At 64.6% G+C, this 14,090-nt stretch carries 12 protein-coding genes; 6 read left to right on the top strand and 6 right to left on the bottom strand.

Annotation, left to right across the window (positions count from 1 at the left end):
* Nucleotides 1-33 precede the first annotated feature (33 nt).
* Both CCK87_RS02510 and galE read right to left on the bottom strand, forming a co-directional pair.
* On the bottom strand, nucleotides 34-354 hold the full coding sequence (locus tag CCK87_RS02510) for a WhiB family transcriptional regulator (RefSeq protein WP_086459914.1): 321 nt from the start codon (nucleotides 352-354) through the stop codon (nucleotides 34-36).
* Nucleotides 355-524: 170 nt separating this feature from the next.
* A complete protein-coding gene (galE, locus tag CCK87_RS02505) occupies nucleotides 525-1,484 on the bottom strand; it encodes a UDP-glucose 4-epimerase GalE (RefSeq protein ID WP_086459913.1) in 960 nt (319 codons plus the stop codon).
* Nucleotides 1,485-1,696: 212 nt separating this feature from the next.
* Between galE and CCK87_RS02500 the strand changes: the two genes are divergently transcribed.
* The gene (locus tag CCK87_RS02500; RefSeq protein ID WP_086459912.1) at nucleotides 1,697-2,656 is read left to right on the top strand and encodes a helix-turn-helix domain-containing protein; all 960 of its coding nucleotides are present in this window, start codon (nucleotides 1,697-1,699) and stop codon (nucleotides 2,654-2,656) included.
* 225 nt (nucleotides 2,657-2,881) lie between these two features.
* Nucleotides 2,882-3,841 (top strand): hypothetical protein, encoded by a 960-nt coding sequence (locus tag CCK87_RS02495; RefSeq protein WP_086459911.1) that lies wholly within the window; start codon nucleotides 2,882-2,884, stop codon nucleotides 3,839-3,841.
* A gap of 81 nt (nucleotides 3,842-3,922) precedes the next feature.
* On the opposite strand, the gene manA is transcribed toward CCK87_RS02495, so the two are convergent.
* A complete protein-coding gene (manA, locus tag CCK87_RS02490) occupies nucleotides 3,923-5,212 on the bottom strand; it encodes a mannose-6-phosphate isomerase, class I (protein ID WP_249273669.1) in 1,290 nt (429 codons plus the stop codon).
* Nucleotides 5,213-5,349: 137 nt separating this feature from the next.
* Here manA and CCK87_RS02485 point away from each other — a divergent pair, with 137 nt between their 5' ends.
* Nucleotides 5,350-6,528, top strand: a complete 1,179-nt coding sequence (locus tag CCK87_RS02485) for an acyl-CoA dehydrogenase family protein (protein WP_086459910.1) — start codon at nucleotides 5,350-5,352, stop codon at nucleotides 6,526-6,528.
* Here CCK87_RS02485 and CCK87_RS02480 read toward each other — a convergent pair.
* Nucleotides 6,525-7,319 (bottom strand): polyprenol monophosphomannose synthase, encoded by a 795-nt coding sequence (locus tag CCK87_RS02480; protein WP_086459909.1) that lies wholly within the window; start codon nucleotides 7,317-7,319, stop codon nucleotides 6,525-6,527. The genes CCK87_RS02485 and CCK87_RS02480 overlap by 4 nt on opposite strands.
* Nucleotides 7,320-7,502: 183 nt before the next feature.
* Between CCK87_RS02480 and CCK87_RS02475 the strand changes: the two genes are divergently transcribed.
* Nucleotides 7,503-8,858 carry an O-antigen ligase family protein gene (locus tag CCK87_RS02475; RefSeq protein ID WP_086459908.1) on the top strand — a complete coding sequence of 452 codons (1,356 nt, stop codon included), beginning with the start codon at nucleotides 7,503-7,505 and terminating at the stop codon, nucleotides 8,856-8,858.
* Here the strand turns inward: CCK87_RS02475 and CCK87_RS02470 are convergent.
* Both CCK87_RS02470 and CCK87_RS02465 read right to left on the bottom strand, forming a co-directional pair.
* Nucleotides 8,845-9,708 (bottom strand): glutamate ABC transporter substrate-binding protein, encoded by an 864-nt coding sequence (locus CCK87_RS02470; protein WP_086459907.1) that lies wholly within the window; start codon nucleotides 9,706-9,708, stop codon nucleotides 8,845-8,847. The genes CCK87_RS02475 and CCK87_RS02470 overlap by 14 nt on opposite strands.
* A gap of 83 nt (nucleotides 9,709-9,791) precedes the next feature.
* On the bottom strand, nucleotides 9,792-11,024 hold the full coding sequence (locus CCK87_RS02465; RefSeq protein ID WP_086459906.1) for a polysaccharide biosynthesis protein: 1,233 nt from the start codon (nucleotides 11,022-11,024) through the stop codon (nucleotides 9,792-9,794).
* Between the two features lie 111 nt (nucleotides 11,025-11,135).
* On the opposite strand from CCK87_RS02465, the gene CCK87_RS02460 reads away from it, so the two are divergent.
* Complete coding sequence (locus tag CCK87_RS02460) at nucleotides 11,136-12,476, top strand: O-antigen ligase family protein (protein WP_086459905.1); 1,341 nt, start codon at nucleotides 11,136-11,138, stop codon at nucleotides 12,474-12,476.
* Nucleotides 12,473-14,071 carry a DUF2142 domain-containing protein gene (locus CCK87_RS02455; RefSeq protein WP_140162746.1) on the top strand — a complete coding sequence of 533 codons (1,599 nt, stop codon included), beginning with the start codon at nucleotides 12,473-12,475 and terminating at the stop codon, nucleotides 14,069-14,071. The genes CCK87_RS02460 and CCK87_RS02455 overlap by 4 nt, the downstream gene beginning before the upstream one ends.
* Nucleotides 14,072-14,090: the final 19 nt, after the last annotated feature.

The following is a 14,090-nucleotide window of genomic DNA, read 5'->3' as shown; positions in this document are numbered from 1 at the left end:
GCTGTCAGATCGAGGCCTGCGTTCGTGGAACGGCTAGGCCTGTTTGCGCAGCTTGCGACGCTCGCGCTCGGAGAGGCCGCCCCAGATGCCGAAACGCTCGTCGTTCTTGAGCGCGTACTCGAGGCACTGCGCCTTGACCTCGCACGATGTGCAGATGCGCTTGGCGTCGCGAGTCGATCCGCCCTTTTCAGGGAAGAACGCTTCGGGATCGGTCTGCGCGCAGAGCGAATCGGTCTGCCAGGCGAGAGGATTCTCGTCGTCTACCGGTGCCTGTTGACGTACGCCAGGAACACCGAGATTGACGGGATCGACGAACCAGTCCTCTGGGACGCCTGAGCGGTATTCCATAGCCATACCACGCTCTACCTTCTGATCTGCATTCGACCTGCCGAACCCCTCCCGCTAATTACACCCGTGTAGTTCGCGAGAGTCAAGTCGCGGATCGTAAACCCTCAAGTGCTTCTAGAGGGTTTGCCGCAACACCGTGTCGCACTAAACGACGCCGCCGCGACACGCCAAATCAGCTAGGCGCCCCGGCGCGCCGCCCATGCGCTGCGCACCATCTCGTCGAGCGTGTGGCGCATCCGCCAATCGAGGTCGCGTGCGGCCAATTCGCCTGACGCGACGATGCGAGCCGGATCGCCGGGCCGGCGCGGTGCGATCTCGGGTTCGAACGGGATTCCCGTTCCCTCGGCCATGGCGGTCATGATCTGGCCGACGGATGCGCCGTCGCCGCTTCCGAGGTTGTAGGCCGGCTCGACCGGCTCGCCGGCATCCAGACGCCGCGCCGCGGCCACATGCGACAGGGCGAGGTCGGAGACATGGATGTAGTCGCGGACGCACGTGCCGTCGGGGGTGTCGTAGTCGTCGCCGTTGATGCGGGGAACACGACCGTCGAGGAGCGCCTCGAAGACGAGAGGGAAGAGATTGTGCGGGCTCGTGTCGTACAGATCGGGGTAGCCGGAGCCGACGACGTTGAAGTAACGGAGGGAGGTGTGCGCGAGACCCGCGGCGACTCCCTGGTCGCGCAGCAACCACTCGCCGATCAGCTTCGACTCGCCGTAGGGCGACTCAGGGCTCTTGGGCGTCGACTCCGTCACCAGCTCGGTGTCGGGGGTTCCATAGACGGCAGCGCTCGACGAGAAGACGATGCGGTCGACCCCGGCATCGCTCATGGCGCCGAGCAGCACCTGCGTTCCCGTCACGTTCTGTTCATAGGTGTGCAGCGGGCGCGTCACCGAGACGCCGGCGTACTTGTAGCCCGCGACGTGGACGACTCCCGAGATGGCATGGTCTTCGAAGATCTCGCGCAGCAGGTCGGCGTCGAGGATGCTGCCGTCGATGAACGGGATTCCCTCATCGACGAAGGCGCGGTGCCCGCTCGAGAGATCGTCGATCACGACCACGTCGATGCCCTGCTCGATGAACGCTCTCACCACGTGCGACCCGATGTATCCCGCGCCTCCCGTTACCAACCACGCCATTCGTCGACTCCTTTACCCAGCGGAACGCGACGGTACCCATCGCGGATCAAGTCTCGCACCGTCCAGCCGATGGAAATTGCCGCGAGAACACCCATGACCACAAGAAAAATCATCATGGCAGTAACGCTATGAATTGCGATAAGCAGCCACCAGATGGAAGAATGTCAACGCTCCATGTTTTACTGCCACGCTTCACCTATCGAGAGAATCCCATGCTGAAGAAGGTCGTCCTGATCGCACTCCCCCATGTCGCCCCGTTCGAGTTCGGCGTCATCTGCGAGGTCTTCGGCATCGATCGCGCCGACATGGGCGGTCCGACCTTCGACTTCACCATCGCCGCAGCCGAGCCAGGTCCCATTCCGACGAGCATGGGCTACGTCATGATGATCATGAACGATCTCAGCACCGCGGTAGACGCAGATCTCATCGCGATCCCGGCGCACATGATCGACGGAGACGTTCACCCCGAGGTACTGCGCGTGCTTCACGAGGCGAACGATCGCGGCGCATGGATTCTCACCGTCTGCAGCGGCGCGTTCACCTTGGCGAAATCCGGTCTGCTGAACGGCAAGCGCGCCGCGACACACTGGATGCACGCCGACCGACTCGCTCGGGACTTTCCCGAGATCGAGGTCGACCCCGACGTTCTCTTCGTTCAAGACGGCAACATCATCACGGGCGCCGGCACCGCAGCAGGAATCGACGCCGCACTCCACCTCGTGCGCACCGAGCTGGGTGCTGCCGCCGCGAACGTCATCGCTCGCCGCATGGTAGTGCCCCCGCAACGCGCGGGCGGCCAGGCGCAGTTCATCGCCGCCCCCATGCCCGCAGAGCCGAGCGACTCGTTCGCGGGCGTCACAGAATGGATGCTCGAGAATCTCGACCGCGATCTCAGTGTCGACGAGCTTGCACGCAAGGCCCTGATGTCCTCCCGCACCTTCGCTCGGCGATTTCGCGCAGACCTCGGAACGACGCCCGCCGCCTGGCTCAACAAGCAGCGACTCATGCGCGCACAGCACCTGTTGGAAGAGACCAGTCTCGGCCTCGAGGCGATCGCCTCGGAGACGGGGTTCGGCTCGGCCGCCGTCATGCGGCACCACTTCGTGAAGACGCTGCAGACGACACCGGCGAACTACCGCCGCACCTTCTCCGTGAGAGAACTCGCGAGCTGAGCCCCGTTTCGTGCGCCTGACCACCCTAAGTGAGGACATTTCCATCGCGACGACGGGACCAGCTCGTTGGATCCTCGTCTGGAAGCGCGGCGCGCGAAGAATGTCCTCAGTTAGCTGGGCCAGTTCGCGCGTGGGCCACTCCCCCACAGCCGTCCTATGGTCTGCATATTTCACCGACGTTCCCGTCACGTGATCTGGCTCCCCGACGGTCTCCACAATCGATGCATGGCAGACGACGTCTCTCGAATCCACCAACTGATGATGGTCTCAGGCGGAGTCGCGTCCCGAAGTACCCTGCTGTCGCTCGGTGCGACGGCGCGCATGATCGATCGTGCGCGATCCGCTCAGATTCTTCAGTCGGTTCGACGGGGAATCTACGCGAGCGCCGAGGCTGACCTTGATCAGAGGCGCGCGGTTCGGCTCGGCGGCAAGGTGGCCTGTTTATCGGCGCTACGCAGGCATCGAATCTGGGCCGGGACCGACACTCGGCTCCACGTCTGTGTAAGACGGAGTGCTCACGACCTACATATCGACGAAGCTGCACGAGTGGGCGCTCCGGCAACGATTCAACGCTCCGACACCAATTTCATCGCCGACCGGGGCGCTCCCCGCGTACATTGGCAGCGATCGGAACTTCGCGAATTGGAAAGCCCGTCGTATCAGGGCGATTGGCTCATGCCCCCTCTGATATCACTGCGGCAGGCCGTCGTCTGCCAGAACGAAGAGCACGCGATCGCCAGCATCGACTCCGCGTTGCGTACGCGGTTCGTGACGGAAGCACAGATCGACCGGCTCTTCACCCAGTTACCCGCACGACTTCGACATCTTCGCGCCGAGATCGACGCGACCGCGGATTCAGGCAACGAGACGGTCGTGCGCGTCCGACTTCGAAGGGCGGGCTTCGTAGTCGAGACACAGTTTCCGATCCCCGGTACCAGCAAGTTCGACCTTCTCATAGACGGCGTCGTGACCCTCGACGTCGACAGTAAACGGTGGCACGGCGACGATGGACAGATTTCGTGGGATTTCGACAAGACCCTTTGCTCATTCGCTGCGGGGCTGCCAAGCCTGCGCATCCTGCCCCGACATATCTACGAATCCTGGCCAAGAACTCTGGCGATCATCAGCCGCACTGTCTTTGAAGCCAAAGAACTCCGTGATTTCCGTCGAATGCGGCCACGCTAACTGAGGACAAATCGACCGGCGACCGCACCTACGTCTCGTCAGATCAAGGAGGCCGGTGCGCCTAGCGAAGAATGTCCTGACTTAGCGCGACGCGTTCTCCGCCGGGGCGCCCGGCGCGGCCACGAAGACCGTTCCCACGCCCGTGAACGTGATCGCGCCTTCCTCGGGAGTGATGAACACCGACTGGCCGCGCTCCAGCGTGATGTCGCTGCGCTCGCCGTGGATCTCGAACGATCCCTCGATGCAGATCGCGATCGCGGGGCCGTCCGGCCTGTAGGCCGCGCGCTCGTTCAGCTCGGTGTGGATGCGGACCAGCACGAAGTCCGGAACGCCCGGCCTGAACTCCTCGACACCATCGGAGGGGAACGTCGGGCGAATGTAGGGAACGGGCAGCGGGTCGAAGTCGAGCACCGACAGCAGCTCGGGAACGTCGATGTACTTCGCAGTGAGTCCCCCACGCAGCACGTTGTCGGAGGCCGCCATCAGTTCGACGCCCAAGCCCTTCAGATACGCATGGATGTTGCCGGCTGGCAGATACAGCGCCTCACCGGCCGAGAGGGTCACCCGGTTGAGGAGCAGCGACATCACGATGCCCGCGTCGCCGGGGTACGCGGTGGCGAGCTCCCGAACGGTCTGGAGGGATGCGGAGTACCGCCCGGCCGTCGATGGCTCATGCGTCGAAGCGAGCTCGGAGACCTTGCGCACGAGCGCAGTCGTCTCCTCCGAACCCCCGAGGAGCCACTCCACGAGCCCGCGAAGCACCGCGGCGTCATCGCCGCCGGCGAGCGCCCGTGAGACGAACGGGGCGAGAACGGCCGAGCCAGCGGCATCCGAGTCTGTCTGCCAGTCTTCGAGCAGCGCCGCGATCTCTCGCACCTCGGCGAGCGGGCGGAACCCGCAGAGCGCGTCGAAGGTGTCGCTCAACGCGACGATGACCTCGGGCTTGTGCAGCGCGTCTTTGTAGTTGCGGTTCGGAGCGTCGAGCGCGATGCCGGCAGCGTTCTCCGCCTCGAAGCCCTGCCGCGCCCGCTCGAGCGTGGGGTGCGCCTGCAGAGACAGGGGTGCGTCGGCCGCGAGGATCTTCAGCAGGAAAGGAAGCTGCGTGTACCCTCCGAGCGAGCCGTGCGGGTCGTTCGAGATCCACTCGGCGAGGTTCTGGGCGCCGTGAGGGGTCAAGCCGTCGACGATCCTCGAGGGCGAGCCCGGGTGCGCGCCGAGCCAGAGCTCGGCCTGCGGCGCTCCGGATGCCGGGGTCCCGAGGAGTTCGGAGATCGCGGTGGCCGAACCCCACGAATAGTCGCGTGGAGTATTGGTGATGCCAACGAACACGTCGGGGCCCTTCTGAGCAGTCGTCGATGAGTCGACCAGCACGGGGCGCGTTTATGAGCGACCTACAACGTCGCCCGGCGCGCTCTGCCGAGTCTTAGCCCAAACTACCAATCGGTTGGAGGCCAGACCTGCGCGCTGGTTGAGTTGCACGCGAACACCCCCTGAGCAACGGAGCACACATGTCTTTGGAACCCCTCGCCAGCGACTTCTACGGTTACGAGTCGATGCTGACCGACCAGGAGAAGACCGCCCTCGCGGCGATCCGCACGTACCTCGAGAACGAGGTCAAGCCGGTCGTGAACGGCCATTGGGAGAAGGCGACGTTCCCCCACGAGATCGTGAAGGGGCTCGCCGACCTCGACGTCTACCGCTTCGGCTGGGACGAGACGAAACCCTTCGACAACTCCGCTGTCTTCCGCGGATTCGTGGCCCTCGAGCTCGGCCGAATCGATGCGTCCGTCGCCACTCACGTCGGCGTGCAGAACGGCCTCGCGATGGGTGCGATCAGCGTCACCGGTTCGGACGAGCAGCGCGCAGAATGGCTGCCCCGGATGGCCGCCGGCGAGATCGTCGGCGCATTCGGCTTGACCGAGCCCACGTCGGGCTCCGACTCCGCGCAGGGGCTCAAGACCACGGCCACCCGCGACGGCGACGAGTGGGTGCTGAACGGAGAGAAGCGCTGGATCGGGCACGCCACCTTCAGTGACATCACCGTGATCTGGGCAAAAGACACGGCCGACAATCAGGTCAAGGGCTTCATCGTTCCCACCGAGACGGCCGGGTATCGGGCCACGAAGATCGAGAACAAGCAGAGCCTGCGTATCGTGCAGAACGCCGACATCACGCTTACCGACGTGCGCATCCCCGAGTCGCTGCGACTGCAGAACGCGAACTCGTTCCGCGACACCGCCAAGGTGCTGCGCCTCACCCGCGCCGAGGTCGCGTGGGCCGCGGTCGGCAACTCCATCGGCGCGTACGAGGCAGCCCTGCGCTATACGAAGGAGCGGGTGCAGTTCGGCAAGCCGATCGCCTCGCACCAGCTGATCCAGGATCTTCTCGTGAAGTCGATCGGCAACATCACCGCCAGCCTCGGCATGGTCGTGCGGGTCTCGCAGATGCTCGATCAGGGCGTCCAGCGCGACGAGCACTCGGCCCTCGCGAAGGCCTACACGACGGCCCGGATGCGCGAGACGGTCGCGTGGTGCCGCGAGGCGCTCGGCGGCAACGGTATCGTGCTCGACTACGACGTGGCCCGGCACTTCGCCGACGCCGAAGCGCTGTACTCCTACGAGGGCACCCGCGAGATGAACACGCTCATCGTCGGGCGCGCCCTCACGGGCTTCGCCGCGTTCGTCTAACGGCGCGCGGCCGTTCCGATCGAGCGACGACGGAACGGCCAGCGCCGCTGGATGCCCCACTGGGTCACGCGGAGCATCGCCTCGATCACGATGGCCCGGCTCATCTTCGATTCACCGCGCTCACGTTCGCGGAACTCGATCGGCAGTTCGACCACCGAACCGCCACCGTCGAGAACCCGCAGGGTCATATCCACCTGAAAGCAGTACCCCTTCGAGTCGACCGAGCGCAGGTCCATACTCGCAATGCTCTCCGCCCGGTACACCCGGAATCCTGCCGTGACATCGTGCACCGCGATTCCGAGCATGATTCGCGCATAGACGTTGCCCGCTCGACTCAGCAGCTGTCTGCTGAGGGGCCAGTTCACGACGGATCCTCCGTCGACCCAGCGGGATCCGATGGCGAGCTGCCTGCGGGAGTCGCCGGTCGACGACAGACTCTCCACGAGGGCCGGCAGCCTCTCGGGGGGATGCGAGCCATCGGCATCCATCTCGATCAGGTAGTCGTAGCCGCGCTCGAGCCCCCAACCGAAGCCCTCGACGTAGGCCGATCCGAGGCCGAGCTTGCCCGCGCGATGACGCACGTGAATTCGGCTATCGGCAGCGCTCGCCTCGTCGGCGATCGTCGCCGTGCCGTCGACGCTGTTGTCGTCGACGACGAGCACATTCGCTGCGGGCATCGAGTCGAAGACCCGACCGACGATCCACATCAGGTTCTCTGCCTCGTTGTAGGTGGGAACGATAACGAGGCACCCGGCGCCTACGTGCGAGTCGGCGTTGAGCGGATCTGACATGTTTTTTCTCGATCTGTTGCTGATGTGCGCTGCCGCACGCAGTGGCGCGGGTGAGGATCTGACGACCTCAGCAAGGTTATTGGGTCGATCGGCATCGATTGAGCCGGCGGAGCATCATCACAGGCATTGCAAGGCAACCGGTGCGGAAAGCCAATACCGGGCGCTCTCGGTAGTCTTGCCTCTATGAACTCCGTGACCAGCACCGGCCGCGCCGCACTGGCCGTGCTCACGTTCTTCACCCTCTTCGCCGGAGACTTCTGGCGCAACCTGATCGGCTGGTATGGCTTCGCCGCCCTCGCACTCGCCGTCGTCATCACGCTGGCCGTCCTGATCACTCGCGATAAGGGATGGCGCCAGCTCACTCCCCGGCGCATACCCCTCGCACTGGCGGCGTTCCTCGGCCTCGCCGTCGTGTCCATCGCGTGGTCGTTCTACCCCGGTGCGACGCTGCTCGGGCTGATCGCGCAGTCGGGGCCAGTCGTCGCCGCGATCTTCCTCGCCACCTCGATGACCTGGCCCCGCATCATCACAGCTCTGGGGCGTGCCACCCGATGGATTCTCGGACTCTCGCTGCTCTTCGAGTTCATCGTCGGCGTCTTCGTGCGCCGTCCGATCATTCCGTTCTGGGTCGACTACGGCGATGGCAGGTTGCCGGACGCGTTCTTCTGGAGCCAGGCCGATCTCTTCACCGGCGCTCCCATTCAAGGCATCGTCGGCAATCGCAACCTGCTGGCGTTCATCGCCGTGATCGCGCTGGTCTGCCTCGTGCTCGAACTCACGTCGAGATCGCTCGGTCGTCGGCGTGCGTACGCGTGGATCGCAGTGGCTGTGCTGACCCTCGCGCTCACTCGGTCGACCACGGCCATCGCCGTACTCGTCGTCGTGGCCGCAGCCGCGGGCATCCTGGTCTTGATGCGGCGTTCGAACGCGAGGCAGCGCCGAGTGGTTCTTGCGTCGAGTACCGTCGGCGTCGTCGCTGTAGCGATTCTGGTCGGGGTGTTCTCGTCACAGATCCTCAAGCTCTTCGGCAAGAGCTCCGACCTCACGGGCCGCTTCGACATTTGGGATGCCGTGACAGCCCTCGCACAGCAACGCCCCGTTTTCGGGTGGGGATGGGTCAGCTATTGGGTGCCGTGGGTCGAGCCGTTCACCCACCTGGCCGAGCGCAAGGGTGTGACCTATCTCCAGGCGCACAACGCGTGGCTCGACGTGTGGCTGCAGCTCGGCATCGTGGGCCTGGTGCTGTTCATCGGCGCCGTCGTCGGTGCGTGCTGGCGCTCCTGGTGGTTCGCTGTCGATCCGCAATTGGATGCCCGGGGCACGCCGGTCCCCTTCGTTCCGGTCACCCTGTTCCCGGCTCTCATTCTCACCCTGCTCGTCGCCCAGTCGTTCGTCGAATCGCGCATGCTCGTCGAGGGCGGGTTCGCTCTGCTTGCGCTCATGGCGCTGAAGACGAGGCGCGATGTCGGAGCAACCGCCATCGATCTCACGGTGCCCGACGGTGGTCCGGTCGGGTCGAGGGCCGTCAGTAGCGTTTGATCGCGGGCGGTTGGTTGTAGCCGAGCACCGTGCCGGCCGACCGATCCCACGCCGCTTCATACGAACCGTCGGCGAAGGACTCTTCGAGCACGACGTTGATGAAATCGCGGAACTCGCCGTCTCTACGAGGGAGTCCGATGCCGTAATCGTCTCTACCGAAGACATCGCCGGCCGTCGTGAACTCGTCTGGGTTCTGGCTCTGCACTCCCGCGATAATCACGTTGTCTGCGGCGACCGCGACGACGTCGCCGAGTCTGAGGAGATCTACGCACTCAGCCATCGTGTCCTTGGCCACGAGCTTCGCTCCATACGACGCGATCCTGTCGGTCGATGTCGTCGCGGTGACGGAACAGACGGGACGGCCCGACAAGTCGTACCGGCTCTTGATGGCGGTTTCGTCATTGCGGATCATGATCGACTGGGCTGCGGTGTAATAGGGGCCCGAAAATCCGACCTCGAGCTTTCGCGCGTCGGTGATCGAGTAGGTCGACACGACGAGGTCGACCTTCTGGAGCTTGATCGCCGACTCACGGTTCTCGGGCTCGACGGCTTTCCACACGATCTTGTCCTCGGGAATTCCGAGGGACGACGCGATGATCTTGCCGATCTCTACGTCGAAGCCCTCCGGAGTGCCGGATCCGTCGTCGAATCCGAAGAGCGGCTTGTCGAACGACGTGCCGATGGTGATCGAGCCACGCTCCTCGAGCTTCGCCATGGTCGACTTCTCGGGGAACGTCGGTGCCGGAGCATTCTGCAGATCTGGCCCCGTCGGGGTCACCGAGCAGCCCGCGAGCATCGCGACAACGGCGATCGCGGCACATGCGACAGAGATTTTCTTGAGGGGTGTCATCGGATCCGTCCGTCATCATCGCCGTGTCCTCTGAACGTGGCACGACGATCCAGCATAACCATTGCCCCCTCGTCGTCTCGCGACTAGTCCGAGGCGGTCGTGAGCGACTCTCGGCGCCACTCCGCGATCGCCGGTACGAGAAGTACCGCCCAGATCAATCCTTCGGTCGCGGCGACCGCCAGAGCGACGCCATCCGCGATTCCCGCCGAACCGAACCAGAGCATCATGCCCACGCCGACCACCGCCGAGACGAGAGTGCAGGCGAACACCAGGGACTGGCGGCCTGCCGGAATCAGAAGATTGCGGATGAAGGGCGTGCTGGCAGAGAGAAAGAAGAACGCGACCCCGTACCAGAAGCACATGGCTGTCGTCGCACGCGCTTCACCGGCGAACAGGATCGTGCTCACCCAGGGGCCCCAGATCGTGAGTATCGCCGCACCCGCGACGCCCAGCACGATGTGGCCGACCATCGCGGCCGCGTGCCGCTGCCGACGGTTCGATACACCGGGCTCGATCACCCAGCTCTGGAACGCGTTTCCCAACGCGATGACCGTGAAGATGCCGAAACGATAGAGGGTATCGGCGCTCGACAGGCTGCCGGATGCACCGGGTGAGAGCGTCACGGTGGCGATCGGCGCTGGCGTGAAAGCGTAGGCACTGCCTGCCGCGTTGATACCGGCGGTGTGACGTTGCGCCCGCAACTGCCGCAGCGTGCCTCGCACAGGCCGGGGAAGCCAGGGTTCTCCAGCGGAGAACCTTCTCTGGAAGCTCCAGATCGCGACAGTCGTGGCAACAGCGAGGATGAGCGTGTATGTCCATACCTGCTGGCTGAGGAGAAGAATCGGTGCAGCGACGACAGTGGCGACGAAGCGGGGCAGCGTGTCGTACAGGGCGAGAAGTTTCGGTCGACCGAGCCCGATGCAGAACCAGGCGGGCGACATCCCTGCGGTGGCCGACGCCAAGGCCATCCATATCGACTCGAGCCGATACTCTGGAACGGCGACGAGCGCTGCGACGATCACCACGATGGGCACGACGGGTACGACGAGGAGCAACCGGGTCCGAATGCTCGCTGCGTAGATGGCTCCTCTCTCCGAAGCGCTGGTGGAACGCGCCACCGCCACGGGCCCCTCGACATTCCATCCCCACATCAGCACCGTCGCGGCGAACGTGCCGATCGACTGGCCGGAGACGATGCTCGACACGCCGGCCCCGCCGACCACGCTCGAGACCAGCGGAAGCAGAACCAGAGGAATGACAAGCGACAGGAGAGGAAGGGCCGCAAAGCCTGTCAGGCGCAGCAGAACGGTCTTCATGGTCGCCTCAGGTCGTGACTTCTCGGAAAGCGCTCCCGAGTCTACGGGAGACTGGCGCTCGGTAGGCTTGAGCCATGACCCCTGCCGCTGTCGCCCCGTTGGCCGGGTGACGTGAGCATTCCTGCGAAGTCCGTGCTGACACCGCTCCGCACTCTCGTGGCGTCCCCTGGCTTCACCGCGGCGCTCACGCTCGCCATCGTCGGGTCCGCGCTCTCGGTGAATCTCATCAGGTCGACGATGGGCTGGGGCGGACTCCTCGGCATCCTCTGCACCGCGGTCGTACTCTCCGCCGGCTCGTTGATCGCGCTGCGTCACGACCTCGACTGGCACGGCGTGCTTCCGATCTCGCTGCTCGCCTACATCGGCTGGTGTGCTGTCACGATCGTCTGGAGCAACTACCAGGCCTCGTCGATCACCGGGGTGCTGTATCAGCTGATCTTCGCGTTCCTCGCCGTCTACGTGGCGCTGGTGCGAGATCTGATCCAGATCGTCCGAGCGGTCGGAGATGTGCTCCGCGTTCTGTTGACCGCGTCGCTGGCCCTCGAGATCCTGTCGGGGCTCCTGCTCGACCTTCCCATCGCATTCCTGCGAATCGAGGGAAATCTGGCGTCGGCCGGTCCGCTCCAGGGCCTGTTCGGATCGCGCAACATGCTCGGCTTCATCGCGCTGATCGCCCTGGTGACGTTCTTCATCGAACGAAGCATGAGGTCGCTCCCGACCGGGCTGAGTCTGTATTCGATCGTGCTCTCCCTCGTCCTCCTGATCGGCTCCCGATCTCCGATCTCGATGGGCATCGCTGTCGTGGTGCTGGTCGCGGCGTTGGCGATGCTCGCGCTGAGGCGAGCGAGGCCGGAGCTCCGACGAGCGCTGCAGGTGGGAATGCTGACGATCCTCGTCGTGGGAACGATCACGGCCTACTTCCTGCGCACTCGCATCCTGGCCGTCATCGGGGCTCGCAGCGAGTTCAACTATCGGCTCGAGATCTGGAGCCAGCTCAACGACCTCATCGACTACAACCAGCTCGAGGGGTGGGGGTGGGTCGGCCTGTGGAGGCCCAGCGTGTCACCGTTCTTCGCTCTCGACTTCGTCGGCAATCGTTCGCACACGTCGGCGCTCAATTCGTTCATCGACGTCTATTTCCAACTCGGACTCATCGGCCTGGCGATCTTCATCGGCATGGTGGGTCTCGCTTTCGTGCGCTCGTGGATCCTCGCCACCTCACGCAAGAGCGTGACCTACCTCTGGCCCGCGCTGATCCTGGTGGTTCTCATCGTCACGAGCACGACCGAAAGCGTGTTGCTCGCGGAGTACGGCTGGTTCCTGTTCGTGATGTGCCTGGTGAAGGCAGCCCATTCCCTCAGCTGGCGTCAGGGCCTGGCCATGGCTCCGCCGCGAGGTAATATCCCACCTATGCCTCAAACAAGCACCGATCGTCCACGCCCTGCCTCGTGAGTGACTCCCCAGCACGCACCAAGCCGAGTCCGCGTCGATGGGCTGTCTTTGCTGCGTTGTGGCTTGCGCTCTCACTCATGGCCGCCGCGTGGGCCGTCGCGATGCCCCTGGCGAGCGGGCCGGACGAACCCGAACACTTCGTCAAGGCTGCCTCCGTCGCGCGGGGAGAGCTGGCGGGCCCCCGGAGTGATGCCGGTTATGTCGTGCAGGTCCCGGAGTACGTAGCGCTCAGCCACGGTCAGCTCTGCAGCGCATTCGAACCGAAGACGACGGCGGACTGCGCGCCCTCCATTCCTGCCGATTCGTCGCGCCTGGTCGACGGAACGACGACAGCCGGAACGTACAACCCGCTCTACTACGCCGCTGTCGGCTGGCCCACTCTGCTGCTTCACGATGCTTCGGGCCTCTACGCGATGCGCATCGTGAGTGGCATTCTGGTCTCGGGGTTCCTGGCTCTCGCGTTCATGATGTTGAGCACCTGGACACGTCGTTCCCTGCCCGTGCTGGGACTCATGATCGCGATCACTCCGATGGTCGGTTACCTCGGCGGGGTCCTGAATCCCAACTCTCTCGAGATCACGGCGACCGCGGCTGTTCTTGTGGCGATCCTGTCGGTCATCCTCCGCCCCGACTCCCGCCTGCTCACGGAGCGCGCTGTCATCCTCGCTGGGGCGGCCGCGGTGGCATCGAATATGCGCGGCATCTCGCCCCTGTGGGTGGCCATCGCGGTGCTCGCGCCACTCGTCCTCATGCCCCGCGTCACTCGACGCGAGCTTCTTCGTCGACGTCCCGTGCTGATCTCGGGAGCCGTCGTCGCGGTGTCGGCGCTGGTATCGGTCCTGTGGACAGTTCTCGCTCCGTCGCTTTCGCAGGGCGCGGTCGCGGCGCCGACAGGGGCGACCTCCACAGACACCGACTACGACAACATCGGATCGAGTCCGGTCTTCGGTTTCGTGAAGATGGTGGGGCTCACGTTCGACTTCATCCAAGACATCATCGGGCGGATGGGGTGGTACGACACCGTCTTGCCGATCGGAACCTACCTCGTCTGGGCGTCGCTGTTGGGGGCGCTGGCCATTGTCGCGGTCTGCGTGCTTCGCGGGCGACGAGCGGTTTTCGCCGCGCTTCTGCTTGTGGCCTTCATCGTGGGACCTGCCGTCGTTCAGGCGGCCTACATCACCCAGGGTGGGTTCATCTGGCAGGCGAGATACACCCTTCCGGTGTTCATCTGCTTCTGCGTGGGCGTGGCCATCGTCGTGAATGAGACCGTCACATTCCCCTTGCGCTACATGCTTCGACGCCTCGCGGTGGTCGTTTTCGTCCTGTGGTCGGTGAACCAGGTCGCTGCCTTTCTTCAGGCCCTGCGCAGGTATGCCGTCGGTGAGTCCGGCTCGTACACGGCGATCTTCCTCCACCCGGCGTGGAGCCCCCCGTTCGGATCGATCGCCGTGATGACCGTGGCTGTCCTATCCATCGCCCTCGTCGGCCTTCTGATTCTGCGACTCGCACTCCGCGACGACGACCTCGTGGAGCAGCCGCATCCCGTGGCGAGAGCGGCACGTAAGTCGAGCGCCTCCACAGAGCCGCTAAAATGATCGACGTCCGCGCGTCGAG

Origin of the sequence: Agreia sp. VKM Ac-1783, assembly GCF_900177765.1 — a bacterium.
In the GTDB taxonomy this organism is placed as follows: domain Bacteria; phylum Actinomycetota; class Actinomycetes; order Actinomycetales; family Microbacteriaceae; genus Agreia.
Note: the sequence above shows the minus strand (reverse complement) of the source record. Positions and strands in the feature narration are given on the sequence as shown.